General features: G+C 31.4%; 16 protein-coding genes. 13 read left to right on the forward strand and 3 right to left on the reverse strand.

Annotated features, from left to right (window positions below; genetic code table 11):
* Positions 1-23 precede the first annotated feature (23 nt).
* The 13 genes from DIS18_RS01160 (at position 24) to DIS18_RS01220 (ending at position 14,578) form a co-directional block, all read left to right on the forward strand.
* Entirely contained in the window at positions 24-542 is a 519-nt protein-coding gene (locus DIS18_RS01160; protein ID WP_109351215.1) for a hypothetical protein, read from the forward strand.
* A complete protein-coding gene (locus DIS18_RS01165) occupies positions 526-1,635 on the forward strand; it encodes a hypothetical protein (protein WP_146191773.1) in 1,110 nt (369 codons plus the stop codon). Before DIS18_RS01160 ends, DIS18_RS01165 begins: the two co-directional genes overlap by 17 nt.
* Before the next feature lie 112 nt (positions 1,636-1,747).
* Complete coding sequence (locus DIS18_RS01170) at positions 1,748-2,404, forward strand: DinB family protein (RefSeq protein ID WP_109351217.1); 657 nt, start codon at positions 1,748-1,750, stop codon at positions 2,402-2,404.
* 112 nt (positions 2,405-2,516) lie between these two features.
* On the forward strand, positions 2,517-4,292 hold the full coding sequence (locus tag DIS18_RS01175) for an AMP-dependent synthetase/ligase (protein ID WP_109351218.1): 1,776 nt from the start codon (positions 2,517-2,519) through the stop codon (positions 4,290-4,292).
* Between the two features lie 107 nt (positions 4,293-4,399).
* Positions 4,400-4,795 (forward strand): DUF1761 family protein, encoded by a 396-nt coding sequence (locus DIS18_RS01180; protein WP_109351219.1) that lies wholly within the window; start codon positions 4,400-4,402, stop codon positions 4,793-4,795.
* Positions 4,796-4,910: 115 nt separating this feature from the next.
* Positions 4,911-5,357 (forward strand): MarR family winged helix-turn-helix transcriptional regulator, encoded by a 447-nt coding sequence (locus tag DIS18_RS01185; RefSeq protein WP_109351220.1) that lies wholly within the window; start codon positions 4,911-4,913, stop codon positions 5,355-5,357.
* Between the two features lie 5 nt (positions 5,358-5,362).
* The gene (locus tag DIS18_RS01190; protein ID WP_109351221.1) at positions 5,363-7,771 is read left to right on the forward strand and encodes a 3-hydroxyacyl-CoA dehydrogenase/enoyl-CoA hydratase family protein; all 2,409 of its coding nucleotides are present in this window, start codon (positions 5,363-5,365) and stop codon (positions 7,769-7,771) included.
* A gap of 4 nt (positions 7,772-7,775) precedes the next feature.
* On the forward strand, positions 7,776-8,969 hold the full coding sequence (locus DIS18_RS01195) for an acetyl-CoA C-acyltransferase (RefSeq protein ID WP_109351222.1): 1,194 nt from the start codon (positions 7,776-7,778) through the stop codon (positions 8,967-8,969).
* A gap of 26 nt (positions 8,970-8,995) precedes the next feature.
* Positions 8,996-10,798, forward strand: a complete 1,803-nt coding sequence (locus DIS18_RS01200; RefSeq protein WP_109351223.1) for an acyl-CoA dehydrogenase family protein — start codon at positions 8,996-8,998, stop codon at positions 10,796-10,798.
* 111 nt (positions 10,799-10,909) lie between these two features.
* On the forward strand, positions 10,910-11,656 hold the full coding sequence (locus DIS18_RS15000; protein ID WP_219930750.1) for a nuclear transport factor 2 family protein: 747 nt from the start codon (positions 10,910-10,912) through the stop codon (positions 11,654-11,656).
* 17 nt (positions 11,657-11,673) lie between these two features.
* Entirely contained in the window at positions 11,674-12,303 is a 630-nt protein-coding gene (locus DIS18_RS01210; protein WP_109351224.1) for a TMEM175 family protein, read from the forward strand.
* Between the two features lie 49 nt (positions 12,304-12,352).
* Positions 12,353-13,999 carry a M1 family metallopeptidase gene (locus DIS18_RS01215; protein WP_109351225.1) on the forward strand — a complete coding sequence of 549 codons (1,647 nt, stop codon included), beginning with the start codon at positions 12,353-12,355 and terminating at the stop codon, positions 13,997-13,999.
* A gap of 3 nt (positions 14,000-14,002) precedes the next feature.
* The gene (locus DIS18_RS01220) at positions 14,003-14,578 is read left to right on the forward strand and encodes a YdeI/OmpD-associated family protein (protein ID WP_109351226.1); all 576 of its coding nucleotides are present in this window, start codon (positions 14,003-14,005) and stop codon (positions 14,576-14,578) included.
* Position 14,579: 1 nt separating this feature from the next.
* Here DIS18_RS01220 and DIS18_RS01225 read toward each other — a convergent pair whose 3' ends face one another.
* The 3 genes from DIS18_RS01225 to DIS18_RS01235 form a co-directional block, all read right to left on the reverse strand.
* The gene (locus DIS18_RS01225; protein WP_109351227.1) at positions 14,580-16,046 is read right to left on the reverse strand and encodes a MoxR family ATPase; all 1,467 of its coding nucleotides are present in this window, start codon (positions 16,044-16,046) and stop codon (positions 14,580-14,582) included.
* Positions 16,047-16,121: 75 nt separating this feature from the next.
* Positions 16,122-17,249: a vWA domain-containing protein gene (locus DIS18_RS01230; protein ID WP_109351228.1), complete on the reverse strand. Its 1,128-nt coding sequence runs from the start codon at positions 17,247-17,249 to the stop codon at positions 16,122-16,124.
* A gap of 89 nt (positions 17,250-17,338) precedes the next feature.
* On the reverse strand, positions 17,339-18,016 hold the full coding sequence (locus DIS18_RS01235) for a Crp/Fnr family transcriptional regulator (protein ID WP_109351229.1): 678 nt from the start codon (positions 18,014-18,016) through the stop codon (positions 17,339-17,341).
* Positions 18,017-18,063 lie beyond the last annotated feature (47 nt).

Consider the following 18,063-nt stretch of genomic DNA (forward strand, 5'->3'; position numbering starts at 1 on the left):
TTATTTTTATTGTAAATTGCATAATGCATAAAAAATTAACTGTTTACATTTTAGTTTTTACGCTTCTAATTGTCCCTTTTTTATTAAAAACAATAGATAGTAGGCTTGAAATTTTCCCTTCAGTTATTCTACCTTCAAATTCAAATCCTATAGATATAAGTAAGGATATAAGTTTGACAAAGTTAGACTTGTATGGTATTGATAATTTAGGTAATCAAAAAAAATTAGATTATAATAAATTTTTTAAAAATATTCCTATTTCTTATTCCCATTGGATAATTAGAAATAATTTTGGATTAAATAATAAGCAAAATCTCTCATTTAAAACTACTAAACTTGGTATTACTTTCAAAACCAAATCTAAGGTAACCAACCAAGAGGTTATTAAAACTAAAAAGTGGTTACAAAAAAGACTATTAATTCAAGAGTGTTCAGATTCTCTTTTGATTATTAAGAACACTAAACTCATTATATCAAAAGATACTAGAAAACTAAAAGAAAAATTATTTGTTAATGATACCATTTTTGAATTATATAAATAATCGTCTTTTGCTATTATCTTCAAAAGTCGAAAAAGCTACAAATGTCCCCACAACTAATTTAGCCTATTATCGCGTATTTTTTGGTTTATTACTACTGCTATATTTTACACCTTCTTGGACTTGGATAAGTGATATTCCTCCTGCTTTTTTTAGCCCACGTATTTTTAGTTTTGCTTATTTAGGTGATGGATATCTACCTCCTTATACATACAAAGCAGCTGATATCTCTGCAATTATACTTATAGCAATGATTACTCTTGGAATCAGGACTAGGTTAGCTCTTATAGCTATGTTTATTCTAAATTCAGTTTTTTTTAGCTATTCTTATAGTTTTGGAAAAATCGATCACAATACTACATTTTTAATTTTCACCTATCTTCTACTTGCTTTTACTAACTCTGGATCTGAAATAGCTCTCTTAAAAGACAAAAAAATATCCACTGAAATGCAAAATATTTCAATAGCAATCATTGCAATAATGATATGTTTCGGATTCTTTTCAGCGGGTATTTCAAAATTTTTTAGATGGATTGATTTCGACTTATCAACTAGTGGTTTTTTATTTTGGTTTAATTTAGAATACTTTATCGGTAATAGTAAAATGTTTTTGGCTGATAAGATTTTTTATATGCCAATTATTGTAATTGAGTGCATGGATTATTGCGCTGCTATTTTTGAAGTAAGTGCATTGTTTTTTTTATTAAAAGGAAAGAAATCTTGGTTTATCTTTCTAATTATCAGTTGTGTATTTCATTTATCTACATTAATATTCATTAATATCGATTTTACTTTAAATGTACTTACTTACGGCATTTTTCTATTTACTCCATTTTTTAAAAATTATAGTTTACCTATAAAAAAACATAAAATCTTTAAAAAAATTTTAATTTATTTTGTCTTACTATTTACATTTATCAAAATATTTTTGATTGTAAAAACCAATCAAGCCTCAATCACTTATGATTTAGGATTAACCACAGAAACAAAAAACTACATTAATTTGTTCCTGTGGTTATTTACCATTTTAATAAGTTTTTACATTTTGAAAAAACCTATTAAATTTGGTTTAATAAAAAAGAATGATACCAAATAGAAGTTATCACACCACAAAAATAAAATTTGACCTTGGTTAGAGGCTTTTGTGAATGCAAGACTTTGGTTAGAAAATAAATAGGTAACTTTATGAGGAATTAAATTTCCTCACAATGAAAAATCATCTTAAATCAGTAAACCGAAGAGATTTTATAAAAAAATCCTCTCTACTAACTATTGGAGCTTTAGGAGCTAATCATTTATTTGCAGCTCCACATCTCAAACCACTAAATAACTTTCCTCAAGATGCTAATATAAATATTGTTGGCCCAAAAGAAGGTTATACACCTCAAATAGGAACCCTCGTTTCTATGATGGATTGGATGCGTATGGTAATTCTAAATCCTGTGAGAAATATGAGTGTTTCTGATTTGGATTATTTAGTAGATGAAAACGCCAATAGTATTGGAGCAATGCTTATGCATTTAGCGGCTACCGAACGCTTTTACCAAATACATACTTTCGAGAATAAAACTTGGGGAGATTGGTCTAAAGAAGATGCTGACAAATGGAATGTTGCTTCAGGTTTAGGCGATAGAGCTAGGAAGGAAATTAAAGGCAATAATCTAGATTATTACTTAGAACATCTTTCTGAAGTAAGAGAAAACACTTTAAAAGAATTTAAAAATCGTGATGATGAGTGGTTGATGTATGTAGATAAAGATTTTCCTTGGGGGCCTACAAATAACTATTGTAAATGGTTTCATGTTTGTGAGCATGAGTCAAACCATAATGGGCAGTTTAAATTTATTAAGTCAAGAATTAAGTGACATTTTTAAAGATTTATTCAAACTTCTGCTTAGTATTTATTAGAAAAAAAACTGCTATTTGAAAATCATTTTAATTTTCATACTTTGCATCATTGCTTATTAAAGATTCCCTATGAAAGAGATAACAAGACTTTTTGATTTCCCATATTACCAATTAGAAACAAAACCTAATGATGCCGCTTTAGTAACAAAATACAATGGCGAATGGGTTAAAACTTCTACTCAAGAATATATAGACAAATCCAACGCCATAAGTAGAGCTTTACTAAAATTAGGTATAGAAAAGGGTGATAAAATTGCTGTCATTTCATCTACAAACAGAACAGAATGGAATATTATGGATATTGGAGTACTTCAAGTGGGTGCTCAAAATGTTCCCATTTATCCAACAATTTGTGCTGAAGATTATGAGTATGTGCTAAACCATAGCGAATCTATATATTGTTTTGTATCAGATGAAGAAGTTTTAGAAAAAGTAAATAAAGTAAAAGCAAATACTAAAATAAAAGACGTTTATTCTTTTGATCATATTAAAGGTTGTAAGCATTATTCTGAATTATTTGAACTTGGAAATGACACATCTAATCAAGATGACGTTGAAAAAAGAAAAGAAGCTGTTAAACCATTGGATTTAGCAACAATAATATATACTTCAGGTACAACAGGTAAACCAAAAGGAGTGATGCTTTCTCATTGGAATATTACAAGTAATGTTTTAAATAGTGTTCCAAGAGTTCCATTAAAAGAAGGAGAAACCAGAGTTCTAAGTTTTTTACCTATTTGCCATATTTTTGAGCGTGTGCTCATATATGTTTACCAACATTCTTGTACATCTATTTATTTTGCTGAAGGGATTGATAAAATTGGAGATAATGCAAAAGAAATTAAACCTAACTTAATGAGTGTGGTTCCAAGGCTACTAGAAAAGGTATATGATAAAATTATGGCTAAAGCCGAAGAATTATCTGGAATAAAAAAAGGATTATTTCATTGGGCAGTTCGTTTAGGTGAACAATGGGAACCTTATAAACAAAATGGAGCTTGGTACGAATTTAAACTAAGTATAGCAAATAAACTGATTTTTAGCAAATGGAGAGCCGCTCTTGGTGGTGAGTTATTTACTATGGTTTCCGGAAGTGCAGCTTTACAACCACGTTTATCTAGAATTTTTTGTGCTGCAGGAATGCACATAATGGAAGGTTATGGCTTAACAGAAACCTCTCCTGTAGTATCCGTTGGAAAATACTCTGATGGTTTCTTTAAAATCGGGACAGTTGGAAAGCCAATTGATGGCGTTGAAGTCAAAATTGCTGAAGATGGTGAAATTCTAATTAAAGGTCCTAATGTTATGATGGGATACTATAAGGATGAAGAAAAGACGAATAGTGTCATGACAGGAGATTATTTTCATACTGGAGATAAAGGAGAAATTGATTCAGATGGATTTCTTAAAATAACAGGGCGTAAAAAAGAAATGTTTAAAACCTCTGGAGGTAAATATATCATTCCAACACTATTAGAAAACGATTTAAAACAATCCCTTTTTATCGAGCAAATTATGGTCATAGGAGAAGGTGAAAAAATGCCTACTGCTCTGATACAACCAAATTTTGAATTTGTAAAAGAATGGATTGAACGTAAAAACCATCAAGTAGGAACATCGTTTGAGGATATTGCTAAGTCTGAAATTGTCAAGAAGCGAATCCAAAAAGAAATTGACAAATGCAATCAGAAATTTGGAAAATGGGAGCAGATTAAAAAGTTTGAAATTACTCCTGAAGAATGGTCTATAGATTCAGGACATCTTACTCCTACCATGAAAATGAAAAGAGATGTCATAAAAAAAATGTATTCAGATTTGATTGAACATATATATCGTCCTGTTTAACTTCTTACAACTTTAAAAACCTCTTTATTTTGATCTCTAATCCAATGGTTTTTAACAAATTAATCAATTTTTATTATATTTAAGCCTAACCAATTAAAACTAATATAATGAAAACTAAAAATTTCTTAGTATCAGGTATTGTAGGAGGTATTGTCGATTTCCTATTAGGATGGCTATTTTATGGTATCATTTTTAAAAATGTATTCCCTCAACCAGAAGAAAGTGAAACTACCATGTTATTTATCTTTCTTGGATGTTTAACTTTTGGTTTATTTGTGGCTTATATTTACACTAAATGGGCACAAATAGCAACAGCAGCTACTGGAGCTAAAGCTGGTGCCATTATCGGGCTATTTATTGGATTGTTTTACAATTTCTTTAATTTGGCTATGATTCCTGGAGCTGAAATACAACTTGCCGCCTTAGATGTAGGAATTTCTATTGTTATGACTACAATTATAGGTGCTGTAGTTGGTGCTATTAACGGTAAATTAGGCGAATAGAATAATTGTTTTTAAAACTTATTACTTAATTTAAGTAACGTAAATATAATTTAACAAAAAAATACTATGCATGCATAGTATTTTTTTTTATATTTGAACTCACCAATTAAAAACAATGAAGGACAAAACTATTGATTACATACTAAGAACAACTTGGTTAACTGTTCAAAAAATGTATAATGAAGAGGCTTCAAAATTTGGAAGTACAATGGCCACAGGTTTTACTTTACTTAGCATAGACCCAGAAAAAGGAACACCTTCAACAGCTTTAGGCCCAAAAATGGGTGTTGAAGCTACGAGTTTATCTCGGATTTTAAAAACTATGGAAAAAAAAGGATTAATTACTAGAAAACCTAATCCTAAAGATGGTCGCGGTGTTATTATAGGATTAACCGCCTTTGGAATAGAAAAAAGAGACTACTCAAGAGAAAAAGTATTACTATTTAATGAAGCTATTAAGAACAATGTTTCAGAAGAACAACTCAAAAACTTTTATGAAGTAGCTGAGATTATTAATGATATGGTTAGCAATAAGAAAATATACAATCAATCCGATAGTTAAAAAAAATGAGTAAACGAAGAATAAAAAAAATAGCCATTATTGGCTCTGGAATTATGGGAAGTGGCATTGCATGCCATTTTGCTAATATTGGTGTAGATGTGCTTTTATTAGACATTGTCCCAAGAGAACTAAATGAAAAAGAAAAAGCAAAAGGATTGACTTTAGAAGATAAAGTTGTTAGGAATAGACTCGTAAATGATGCTTTAACTGCATCGTTAAAATCTAAGCCATCCCCTATTTATCATCAAGATTTTTCAAGTAGAATTACAACTGGAAACCTTGATGATGATATTGCAAAGGTTGCAGATGTTGATTGGATTATGGAAGTTGTAGTAGAAAGACTTGACATTAAACAACAAGTTTTTGAAAAACTAGAAAAGTATAGAACTCCGGGTACGCTGATTACTAGTAATACGTCTGGTATTCCTATAAAGTTTATGAGTGAAGGACGTTCAGAAGATTTTCAAAAGCATTTCTGTGGTACACACTTTTTCAACCCTGCACGTTACTTAAAATTATTTGAAATTATTCCTGGGCCAAAAACCGATGCTTCTGTTTTAGAGTTCTTAAATGGTTATGGTGAACAATTCCTTGGAAAAACATCTGTAATAGCTAAAGACACACCTGCCTTTATAGGAAATAGAATTGGTATTTTCAGTATTCAAAGTTTATTCCATACCGTTAAAGACCTAGATTTAACTATTGAAGAAGTTGATAAATTATCAGGTCCAGTAATTGGTCGTCCAAAGTCAGCTACGTTTAGAACGGTTGATGTTGTAGGCTTAGATACTTTAGTTCATGTAGCAAACGGCATTAGAGAAAACTGCCCTAATGATGAACGTTTAGAGCTTTTTAAATTACCAGATTTCATCAATACTATGATGAAAAATAAATGGTTAGGAAGTAAAACTGGACAAGGGTTTTATAAAAAACAAGTTTCTGCTGATGGTAAAAAAGAAATTCTATCCTTAGACCTAAATACTCTAGAATACCGATCTGCAAAACGAGCAAAATTTGCCACGTTAGAATTAACAAAATCTGTTGATAGAGTTGTAGATCGTTTTAAAATATTAGTAAAAGGAAAAGATAAAGCTGGTGAATTCTATAGAAAAAGTTTTGCTGCTTTATTTGCTTACGTTTCAAACAGAATTCCAGAAATCACAGACGATTTATATAAAATTGATGATGCTATGAAAGCTGGTTTTGGATGGGAACATGGTCCTTTTCAAATTTGGGATGCTATTGGAGTAGAAGCAGGAATAGAAATCATGAAAGCTGAAGGTTTAGAACCTAACACTTGGGTTAATGATATGTTAGCATCAGGCAGTTCATCTTTCTACTCGGTAAAAGATGGTGCTTCTTATGCTTATGATATTCCAAATAAAACACAAGAAAAAATTCCTGGGCAAGATAGCTTCATCATATTAGATAATATCAGAAAATCAAATGAGGTATTTAAGAATTCAGGTGTCGTTATTGAAGATTTAGGAGATGGTATTCTTAATTGTGAATTCCAATCTAAAATGAATACTATTGGTGGCGATGTACTTGCAGGACTAAACAAAGCTATTGATTTAGCTGAAAAAGATTTTGCTGGATTAGTTGTTGGTAACCAAGGTGCAAACTTTTCTGTTGGCGCCAATATTGGTATGATTTTCATGATGGCTGCTGAACAAGAATACGATGAGCTAAATGGCGCTATCAAATATTTTCAAGACACGATGATGCGTATGCGTTATTCATCAATTCCAACTATATCTGCTCCTCATGGCATGTCTTTAGGTGGTGCTTGTGAGTTATCGATGCATGCTGATAAAGTGGTTGCAGCTGCAGAAACTTATATGGGACTTGTAGAATTTGGGGTTGGTGTAATTCCTGGTGGTGCAGGCTCTAAAGAAATGGCTTTAAGAGCATCGGATACCTTTAGAAAAGGTGACGTTCAATTAAATACATTACAAGAATACTTCTTAACAATTGGTATGGCAAAAGTATCAACTTCTGCATATGAAGCATTTGATTTAGGGGTACTTCAAAAAGGAAAAGATATTGTTGTTGTAAACAAAGACCGCCAGATAGCAGTTGCAAAACAACATGCAAAATTAATGGCAGACATTGGATACACCCAACCTGTTAAGCGTACTGATGTAAAAGTACTTGGTAAACAAGCTTTAGGTATGTTTTTAGTAGGAACAGATGCAATGAAAGACTCAAACTACATTAGTGAGCATGACATGAAAATTGCTAATAAACTAGCATATGTGATGGCTGGAGGCGATTTATCTGAACCAACTTTAGTAAGCGAACAATACTTATTAGATTTAGAACGTGAAGCTTTCCTTTCACTTTGTACAGAACGCAAAACTTTGGAAAGAATTCAGCACATGTTAACAAAAGGAAAACCTTTAAGAAACTAAAAAGATGAAAACAGCATATATAGTTAAAGCATATAGAACAGCAGTTGGTAAAGCACCAAAAGGCGTGTTCCGTTTTAAAAGAACAGATGAATTGGCGGCAGAAACCATCAAATATATGATGAAGGGATTGCCAAATTTAGATCCAAAACGTATCGACGATGTTATTGTTGGTAATGCGATGCCAGAAGGTTCTCAAGGGTTAAATATGGCACGTTTAATTTCTCTAATGGGATTAGAAGTTATTGATGTTCCTGGTGTAACTGTTAACCGTTTTTGCTCTTCTGGAGTAGAGACTATTGGTATGGCAACTGCAAAAATCCAAGCTGGAATGGCCGATTGCATAATTGCTGGTGGAGCAGAAAGTATGAGTAGCGTACCAATGACTGGTTTTAAACCAGAATTAAATTATGATGCGATTGTAAAAGCTGGTCATGAAGATTACTATTGGGGCATGGGAAATACTGCTGAAGCTGTTGCAAAACAATTCAATGTGTCTCGTGAAGACCAAGATGAATTTGCTTATAATTCTCATATGAAAGCTTTAAAAGCTCAAGCAGAAAACCGGTTTCAAGATCAAATTGTACCTATTGATGTAGAACAAACATATATTGATTCTAACGGTAAAAAAGCAACAAAATCATATACTGTAACTAAAGATGAAGGGCCAAGGAAAGGCACAAACAAAGCAGCTTTAGCAAAATTAAGAGCAGTATTTGCTGCTGGTGGAAGTGTTACTGCTGGTAATTCATCTCAAATGAGTGATGGTGCAGCTTTTGTTATGGTTATGAGTGAGGACATGGTTAAAGAATTAAATCTTGAACCTGTTGCAAGAATGGTAAATTATGCAGCAGCTGGTGTAGAGCCACGTATAATGGGAATTGGTCCAGTAAAAGCAATTCCAAAAGCATTAAAACAAGCAGGTTTAAATCAAGACGATTTATCATTAATTGAATTGAATGAAGCCTTTGCGTCTCAATCTTTGGCAGTAATTAGAGAATTAGACTTAAATCCTGATATTATAAATGTAAATGGTGGCGCTATTGCACTTGGGCATCCTCTTGGTTGTACTGGGGCAAAATTATCAGTGCAACTATTTGACGAAATGCGCAAGCAAAACATGGCAGGAAAATATGGAGCAGTTACCATGTGTGTGGGTACTGGACAAGGTGCATGTGGCATCTTTGAATTTTTAAATTAAAGAAATAAAAAAATAAAGTAAAAGCAATGGAAAAAGACATTCTACGTGGTGGCCAATTTTTAGTTAAAGAAATTGAATGTGAAGATATTTTCACTCCAGAAGATTTTAATGAGGACCAGCTTATGATGAAAGAAGCTGTAACCGAATTTGTTGATAGGGAAATTTGGGCAAAAAAGGCACAGTTTGAAAAGAAAGATTACGCATTAACTGAATCTTGTATGCGTCAAGCTGGAGAGCTTGGTTTTTTAAGTGTTTCAGTTCCTGAAGAATATGGTGGAATGGGTATGGGTTTTGTTGATACCGCTTTAGTTTGCGATTATATATCTGGAGCCACAGGGTCTTTCAGTACAGCTTTTGGAGCACATACAGGAATTGGAACTATGCCAATAACTTTATATGGTAACGAAGAGCAAAAACAAAAATATGTTCCAAAATTAGCCAGTGGAGAATGGTTTGGTTCATACTGCTTAACAGAACCAAGTGCAGGTAGTGATGCCAATTCTGGTAAAACAAAAGCAGTTTTATCTGCAGATGGAAAAACCTATAGTATTACTGGTCAAAAAATGTGGATTTCAAATGCAGGTTTCTGTAGTGTAATGATTGTTTTTGCCCGTATTGAAGACGATAAAAATATTACTGGATTTATTGTTGAATACGACCCAGAAAATCCTAATGGAATAACCATGGGTGAAGAAGAGCATAAACTAGGTATTCGTGCTTCCTCTACAAGACAAGTTTTCTTTAACGATACCGTTGTTCCAGTTGAAAATATGCTTTCCACTAGAGGTAATGGTTTTAAAATAGCCATGAATGCTTTAAACGTTGGTAGAATTAAACTTGCAGCTGCTTGTTTAGATGCTCAACGCCGTGTAATTTCTGTCTCAGTAAATTATGCAAACGAACGTATTCAATTTAAAACACCAATTTCTAGTTTTGGAGCTATTCGTCAAAAAATAGCAGAAATGGCTACTAATTGCTGGGTGGATGAAGCTGCAACTTACCGTGCTGCTAAAAATATTGAAGACCGTATTACAATTCGTCAGAATAACGGTAAAGACTCACATCAAGAAGCAGAATTAAAAGGTGTTGAAGAATATGCCATTGAATGTTCTATTCTTAAAGTAGCAGTATCAGAACATGTACAGAATTGTACAGATGAAGGTATCCAAATTTTTGGAGGCATGGGATTCTCTGAAGAAACACCAGTAGAATCAGCTTGGAGAGATGCAAGAATTGCCAGAATTTATGAGGGTACTAATGAAATTAACAGAATGCTTTCCATTGGCATGTTAATTAAAAAAGCCATGAAAGGTCATGTTGATTTATTAGGGCCTGCTCAAGCTGTTGCCAAGGAACTAACTGGAATACCTTCTTTTGATGTTCCTGATTTTTCAGAATTATTTTCTGAAGAAAAAAGTATCGTTAAGAATCTTAAGAAACTATTTTTAATGGTTGCTGGAGCTGCGTTACAAAAATATGGAGAGAAAATTGAAGAGCAACAACAACTTATGTTAGCAGCTTCAGATATTTTAATTCAAATATACTTAGCAGAGTCTGCTATTCTTCGTGCTGAAAAAATGGCGAAGAAAGAAGGAGAAGATAATGTAAAAGAGCAAATAGCTATGGCCAAATTAAATTTATTTCATGCTATTGATGTTATAGAAACCGCTGGTAAACATTCTATTATTTCATTCTCTACAGGTGATGAGCAACGTATGATGCTTATGGGCTTAAAACGCTATATAAAGTATGTAAATATGCCTAATATTATAGAGTTGAGACATATTATTGCTGAAAAAGTGATTAAAGAAAATAAGTATTGTTTTTAATTTTAGAATACAAAGTATAAAGAGTGACTAACTCAATTATAAAAAGCGCTTCGAATTAATTTTCGAGGCGTTTTTTTATTTCACTATATTTATAATATTAATTAATTAATCATGAAGTATATACTAAGCATACTTTGCTTCCTTTTTACCAAACAAGTATTTTCACAATCAGATTCTATCAACTTAGATTTAAGTAATTCTTCTAAAATTGTTCAACAACATATTGCTCCTTTCAATAATAGAAATTTAGATTCATTTTCAAACGCATTTCATAAAGATATTATGGTAACGAGATTTCCTGATGATACCATGTATATTGGAAAGGAAAAATTAAAAGAAAACTATAAAAAATTCTTTAAGGAAAATAAAAAATCGCATGTATCTGTTTTAAACAGAATGACACTTAAAAACTGGGTTATTGATGAAGAATTAGGAACTGTAAATAATTCCACAAACAGACATATAAGTATATATAGCACAAAAAATGACAAAATAAAATCAATGACATTTGTTGGTAATAAACAAACAACTTCAAACCCAGAATCTATTGTTAACAAACAACTCCTAGCCTACAACAATAGAGACATTGATAAATTTATTGAAACTTATTCAGGACAAATTAAACTTTATATGTTCCCAAATCAGTTAATTTCTAAAGGTCATGAAACCATGCGAAAACAATATGCACCCATGTTTGAAAAAGTTTCAGATTTGAATGCTCAAATAGTAAATAGAATGGTTCTTGGAAACAAAGTAATCGACAAAGAAAAGGTAACCTATAATGGTAATACTTTTTATGCAATTGCTATTTATGAAGTAAAAGATGGAAAAATATCAAAAGTTACATTTATTCAATAATTATATAAATTAAAGTATTGAAAATTAATCACAACATAAATAGAGTTGAAGCACTTAGTGATGCAGTATTTGCTTTTGCTGCAACTTTAATGGTAGTCTCTTTAGGCTCCGGAGATACCCTTTTAGAATTAAAAAGTAATTTTAAAAACTTGATTAGTTTTGGTGTTAGTTTTTTTGTTTTAATAGCTTTATGGAAATTACATTACAACTATTTTAGAAGAAATAATTACTTAGACAATAGAATTATAACTTATAATTCAGTGCTACTTTTTGTAGTTCTATATTTTGTTTTTCCATTAAAATCTTTAACTGGTACTTGGTTAAAGCAATCTGCTGTTTCTTTAAATGACTTAGCATCACTATTTATTCTATATAGTTTAGGATTTTTGTTAATTTTTTTATGTTTTTCTTTAATGTACAAGAGAGCATATAAAAAATCTGAAAAGAATTCAATTACACTTTTATTTTATCACAGACATTTTTTAATTTTTGTAGTAGTAGCTCTTGTATCAATTCTGTTAGCTATTTTTAAAATAGGCATCATATTTGGAGTACCTGGATTTGTATATGCTTTTTTAGGGCCTTTATGCTATTTTCATGCATTAAAATTCAATAAAAAACATCCAGATTTTATTCAAAAAAAATGATGAACTACTATTAACCTTTTTATTTAATTTTAAACAAAATATTAATTTTATGAAAAATAATTTCAGTTTAATCATAGTATTTTTAATCAGTCCCTTATTCTTTTTAAATGCTCAAGGATTGCTTTCAGAAAAAAATGTGTTCACCAAACAAGATACTTTAAGAGGTAGTATTACTCCTGAACGCGAATGGTGGGATTTAACTTATTATCACTTAGACATAAAAGTAGATCCTGATAATAAATTCATTTCTGGCAAAAACACGATACAATATAAAGTTTTAGAAAGTGATTCTGTTATGCAGATTGATTTACAACCTCCTATGAAACTTTTAAAGGCGGTTCAAAACGGTAAAGAATTGAAAATTAAACATGATGGAAATGCTCATTTCATATCGTTATTAGAAAACCAAAAAGCAGATGATGTAAATGATTTAACTGTTTACTACGAAGGGCATCCTAAAGAAGCTGTAAGAGCTCCTTGGGACGGAGGAATTTCATGGAAAAAAGATAAAAATGGAAATCATTTTATTGCATCATCCTGCCAAGGTTTAGGCGCTAGCGTATGGTGGCCTTGTAAAGATCATATGTATGATGAGGTAGACAGTATGCAAATTAGTGTAAATGTGCCTTCAAAATTAATTAATGTTTCAAATGGAAGACTTCGCAAAGTTGAACAAATTGGCGATACAAAAACGTATCGTTGGGTCGTTAAAAACCCAATTAACAATTATGGTGTAAACATAAATATTGGTGATTATGTGAATTTTTCTGAAGTATATGATGGTATGGCAGGGAATCTTGATATGGATTATTATGTTCTTAGAGATAATCTTGAAAAAGCTAAAAAACAATTTAAACAAGCGCCTCTAATGATGAAAGCATTTGAGCATTGGTTTGGTCAATACCCTTTCTATGCTGATAGTTTTAAATTAGTGGAAGTCCCCTATTTAGGTATGGAACATCAAAGTTCTGTGACTTACGGAAATGGTTATCAAAATGGGTATTTAGGAAACGATTTATCAGGAACTGGTTGGGGTTTAAAATTTGATTTTATTATCATCCATGAAGCAGGCCATGAATGGTTTGCTAATAATATCACAAATATTGATGTTGCTGATATGTGGATTCACGAAGGATTTACTGCTTATTCAGAAAATCTTTATCTAGATTATCATTTTGGAAAAGAAGCTTCTGCTGAGTATGTTATTGGTACTCGTAAAAACATACAAAATGATAAACCTCTGATTGGTACTTATGATGTAAACAAAGAAGGCTCTAGTGATATGTATTATAAAGGTGCCAACATGCTTCATACTTTAAGACAGTTAATTGAAGATGATGAGAAATGGCGGAATATTTTACGAAAAATGAACACTGAATTTTATCATCAAACAGTTTCATCAAAGCAAATTGAAAACTTTATAAGTAGGGAAACTGGTTATGATTTAACTGAGTTTTTTAATCAGTATTTAAGAACCGTTAAAATACCAACCTTAGAATATGAGATTAAAAAGAAAACTTTAAAATACCGTTGGGTAAATATTATAGAAGGTTTTGACATGCCTATTCAAGTGAAAATAAATGATGAAGAAAAATGGCTATTTCCTAAAGCTGATTGGAAAGAAGAATCTTTGGAATCTAAAATTAATACTTTTGAAATAGACCCAGATTTTTATGTTGAATCTAAAAAAGGATAAGTTTTGAAAGATTTACCAGAACTTTATTTCGAACGTGATACAGACTGGTATGATTGGTTAATAAATAATCATGATAAAGAAAAAGGTGTTTATCTCATCTTTTATAAACTTGAAATGAATATTCCAACCATGCGTTGGGAAGAAGCTGTTAAAGTTGCTATCTGTTTTGGTTGGATTGATTCTACTGTAAAAAGTTTAGGTAATGGAAAAAGACGACAATACTTCTGCCATAGAAATCCCAAAAGCACTTGGAGCGCTCTAAATAAAAAATATGTAGAAAATTTGGAAGTAAATGGGCTAATTCATGAATCTGGTTATAGAATGATTGATTTAGCTAAAGAAACTGGTACTTGGACAGCCATGGACGATGTTGAAAACGGTATTATTCCAGATGATTTACAAAAGGCTTTTAATAATAATCAAAGGGCTTTTGAAAACTACAAAGATTTTACTAAAGGCTACAGAAAAAGTTACTTATCCTGGTTGCATAGTGCAAAAAGAGAAGAAACCAGAAAAAAGCGCATTATTCAAATTATTGAATTATGCGCTAATAATATTAAAAGTAGGGATAACTGGTAAATTATATACCACTTATAAAACTTCCATAAGGATCTTTAAATTGAATGCCTTCTGTAAATCTATGTTTACTCAATTGTTTGTATTCTACTAAGGCCCATAGCACAAATTCTTTGACAAAATAACTATCTTGTTTTGTTAAATTGGGTTGAAATTCTGATAACAAATCATCTAAAGGAGAAATAGCATTCAATAAGTTTTTATATTCTTTATCACGTAAGTCATCAAACAGCTCGAAGCCATCTTTTTGATTAAAAAACCAAGATACAATGTCATCATAAGGACTTTCTTGATCTTGCTTTTGTAACTTCTCAATTTTTGGGAAGTATTCTACAAATAAACTTTTAACAGCTTGTCCAATTAAGTTATTTGCAACAACAGCTGCTCCTTCTTGTTCACCTTCATAAACCAATTCTACTTTTCCTGTAATGGCAGGAATAATACCAACAAAATCAGATAATCTTAATGTTGTTTGTCCGTCGCCGTTTATTAATGCACGTCGTTCCGCTGTACTTAATAAATTTTCTAAAGCTGTAATACTTAAACGCGCACTAACACCACTTTTCGCATCAATAAATTCACTTTCACGTGCTTCAAAAACAATTTGTTCTAATAAGTCTCTAGCCAAATCAGGAACAATAACTGAAGACTTTTGGTTTTCAACTAATTTAGCTTCTTGTTCTGTGATTTTTCTTGCAGTTTCAATGTCTTCAGGATAGTGCGTTAATATTTGAGAACCAATTCTATCTTTTAAAGGTGTTACTATACTCCCTCTATTAGTGTAATCTTCAGGATTTGCAGTAAATACAAATTGCATATCTAGAGGCAAGCGTAACTTAAACCCTCTAATTTGAATATCGCCTTCTTGTAAAATATTAAATAATGCTACTTGAATTCTAGCCTGTAAATCTGGCAATTCATTAATCACAAAAATACATCGATTTGCTCTTGGAATCATACCATAATGAATCACTCTATCATCTGCATAACTCAATTTTAAATTAGCCGCTTTAATCGGGTCAACATCTCCAATAATATCAGCTACAGTTACATCTGGAGTTGCTAGTTTTTCAGCAAAACGATCATTTCTATGCAACCATGAAATTGGTGTTTTATCTCCTTTTTCTTTAATCAATTCTACAGCATATCTCGAAATAGGCTGTAAAGGATCATCATTAATTTCAGAGCCTTCAACAACTGGTATATATTCATCTAATAAATTCAACATTAAACGTGCTAATCTTGTTTTTGCTTGTCCGCGTAATCCTAATAAATTAATATTATGTCTTGATAAAATAGCGCGTTCTAATTCTGGAATAACTGTGTTTTCATAACCATGTACACCTTCAAATGTAGTTTCCTTATTTTTTATTTTTTTAATCAAATTATCTCTCAACTCATCTTTAATAGACTTGTTTTTGTAACCTGATTTCTTTAATTCTCCTAATGCTTTTATATTTTCTATTTTCATATTTCTTCTTAGCTTTTTGCCATTGGCTTTTTGCCTTTAGCTATTACTATTATGTTTTATAACAGCTAATCGTAGTTAGCCTCTAATTCTTTTTTTTCTGTTTGTTTCGTAATCTTCAAAAATCATTTCTCCCAAACCTTTAAGTCCAGTATAAAATGCCTTACCTTGATTTGCATAGGTAAACTCTCTAACAAATTGCATCAAATAAGGATCTTGGGCAATCATAAAAGTTGTTATAGGAATATGTAATTTTCTAGCTTGTTGAGCCATCATGTAACACTTATTTACAATATGTGTATCCAAACCGTTACTATTCTTATAATATTCTCCATCTGGTAAACGCAAACAACTTGGTTTACCATCGGTAATCATAAAAATTTGCTTATTCGTATTACGCTTTCTTCTAAGCAAATCCATAGCTAATTGTAAACCTGCTACTGTATTTGTATGATAAGGACCTACTTTTAAGTATGGCAAATCTTTTATTTCTATTTGCCACGCATCATTACCAAAAACTAAAATATCTAAAGTGTCTTTTGGGTATCGAGTTGTAATTAATTCAGCAAGCGCCATAGCTACTTTTTTGGCAGGTGTAATTCTATCTTCCCCATAAAGAATCATACTGTGACTAATATCAATCATCAACACCGTACTCATTTGAGATTTATGTAATGCTTCTTCTACCACCAAATCATCTTCTGAAAGTGTAAAATCAGAAATTCCATGGTTGATTTGAGCATTTTTCAAACTTTCTGTCATCGATACTTTATCTAGAGCATCTCCAAACTGGTAACTTCTAAAATCCCCTGTATGTTCATCGCCAATACCTGGACTTTTACTTTTGTGATTTCCTTGTCCGCTACGTTTTATTTTTCCAAAAATCTGATCCAGCGCTTGTTGACGAATAGCACGTTCGGTTTTTGCTGTTATTTCTAAAGTGCCGTTTCCATCTGGATCAATTTCTTCACGCAAATAACCTTTCTTTTTAAGGTCTTCAATAAAATCTTCTATTGAATATTCGGGAGTTGTTAATTTATATTCTTTATCCAACTCACGTAACCAATCTATGGCTTCATCAAAATCTCCTGATGTGTGTGTAATTAATTCCTTAAAAACTTCAAATAATTTATCAAAGGTGGATTTGAAAGGCGCTTCATATTTTTTAAAAACGAAGCCTTTTCTTAGAGTTTTGTCATTTTGCATAGCACTATAAAAATACTATATTTTTATAGAAAACGACAATCTTGATAATCAGATTTATCTATACTTTAACAAGAATTTTTAATGGCGAGTTATTCAACGCGCTTTAAACCGTTTAAGTTTTCAATCTTTATATATTTACCCATTGTAGAGATTAAGCCTTCTTTTTTAAATTGAGAAAGCACACGTATGGCAGATTCTGTAGCAGTACCAACAATATTAGCATAATCTTCTCGAGACAAAAGTACACTTAAGGTTCCATCTGGGTTTATACCAAAACTTTCATGAATATAAATTAATGCTTCTGCTAAACGCTGCCTTACCGATTTTTGAGCCATATTTACTATAATATCGTCGGCTTCTTTTAAGTCATGAGCCATATCTTGTAAGACATCAAAAGAGAATTTTGGATTTTTCTGTAAATCCGCTATAATCTCACTTTTTGGAATAAAACAAACTTCCATATCATTCAAAGCAACGGCTTGTAAATTCGAACTTTCTTCACTTATTAAAGAACGCTGACCAAGTAACTGACCTTTTACAACCATTTTTACAATTTGATCTTTACCGTTTTCACTAAGCTTGGATAATTTACATATACCATCTTTAACGCAATAAACGCCATTTAAGACTTCCCCTTCTTCAAAAATCACTTCTCCCTTTTTAATCGTTTTTGATGTTTTGCAAGACGATATTCTTACTAACTCATCTTTAGTCAAAGATTTAAGTGAATTGAACTGCTTTATAATGCATTGTTCGCACTTACCCATAATGAATAGTTTGTTTGTTCTGTAAAAATATACAAAACATGACAGAT

Origin of the sequence: Algibacter marinivivus (assembly GCF_003143755.1) — a bacterium.
Taxonomy (GTDB): domain Bacteria; phylum Bacteroidota; class Bacteroidia; order Flavobacteriales; family Flavobacteriaceae; genus Algibacter_B; species Algibacter_B marinivivus.

Excerpts from the sequence above, each read along its gene's own strand:
- DIS18_RS01160 (WP_109351215.1), top strand. The coding sequence starts at position 24 with ATGCATAAAAAATTAACTGTTTACATTTTAGTTTTTACGCTTCTAATT.
- DIS18_RS01170 (WP_109351217.1), top strand. The coding sequence starts at position 1,748 with ATGAAAAATCATCTTAAATCAGTAAACCGAAGAGATTTTATAAAAAAA.
- DIS18_RS01175 (WP_109351218.1), top strand. The coding sequence starts at position 2,517 with ATGAAAGAGATAACAAGACTTTTTGATTTCCCATATTACCAATTAGAA.
- DIS18_RS01180 (WP_109351219.1), top strand. The coding sequence starts at position 4,400 with ATGAAAACTAAAAATTTCTTAGTATCAGGTATTGTAGGAGGTATTGTC.
- DIS18_RS01185 (WP_109351220.1), top strand. The coding sequence starts at position 4,911 with ATGAAGGACAAAACTATTGATTACATACTAAGAACAACTTGGTTAACT.
- DIS18_RS01190 (WP_109351221.1), top strand. The coding sequence starts at position 5,363 with ATGAGTAAACGAAGAATAAAAAAAATAGCCATTATTGGCTCTGGAATT.
- DIS18_RS01195 (WP_109351222.1), top strand. The coding sequence starts at position 7,776 with ATGAAAACAGCATATATAGTTAAAGCATATAGAACAGCAGTTGGTAAA.
- DIS18_RS01200 (WP_109351223.1), top strand. The coding sequence starts at position 8,996 with ATGGAAAAAGACATTCTACGTGGTGGCCAATTTTTAGTTAAAGAAATT.
- DIS18_RS15000 (WP_219930750.1), top strand. The coding sequence starts at position 10,910 with ATGAAGTATATACTAAGCATACTTTGCTTCCTTTTTACCAAACAAGTA.
- DIS18_RS01215 (WP_109351225.1), top strand. The coding sequence starts at position 12,353 with ATGAAAAATAATTTCAGTTTAATCATAGTATTTTTAATCAGTCCCTTA.
- DIS18_RS01225 (WP_109351227.1), bottom strand. The coding sequence starts at position 16,046 with ATGAAAATAGAAAATATAAAAGCATTAGGAGAATTAAAGAAATCAGGT.
- DIS18_RS01230 (WP_109351228.1), bottom strand. The coding sequence starts at position 17,249 with ATGCAAAATGACAAAACTCTAAGAAAAGGCTTCGTTTTTAAAAAATAT.
- DIS18_RS01235 (WP_109351229.1), bottom strand. The coding sequence starts at position 18,016 with ATGGGTAAGTGCGAACAATGCATTATAAAGCAGTTCAATTCACTTAAA.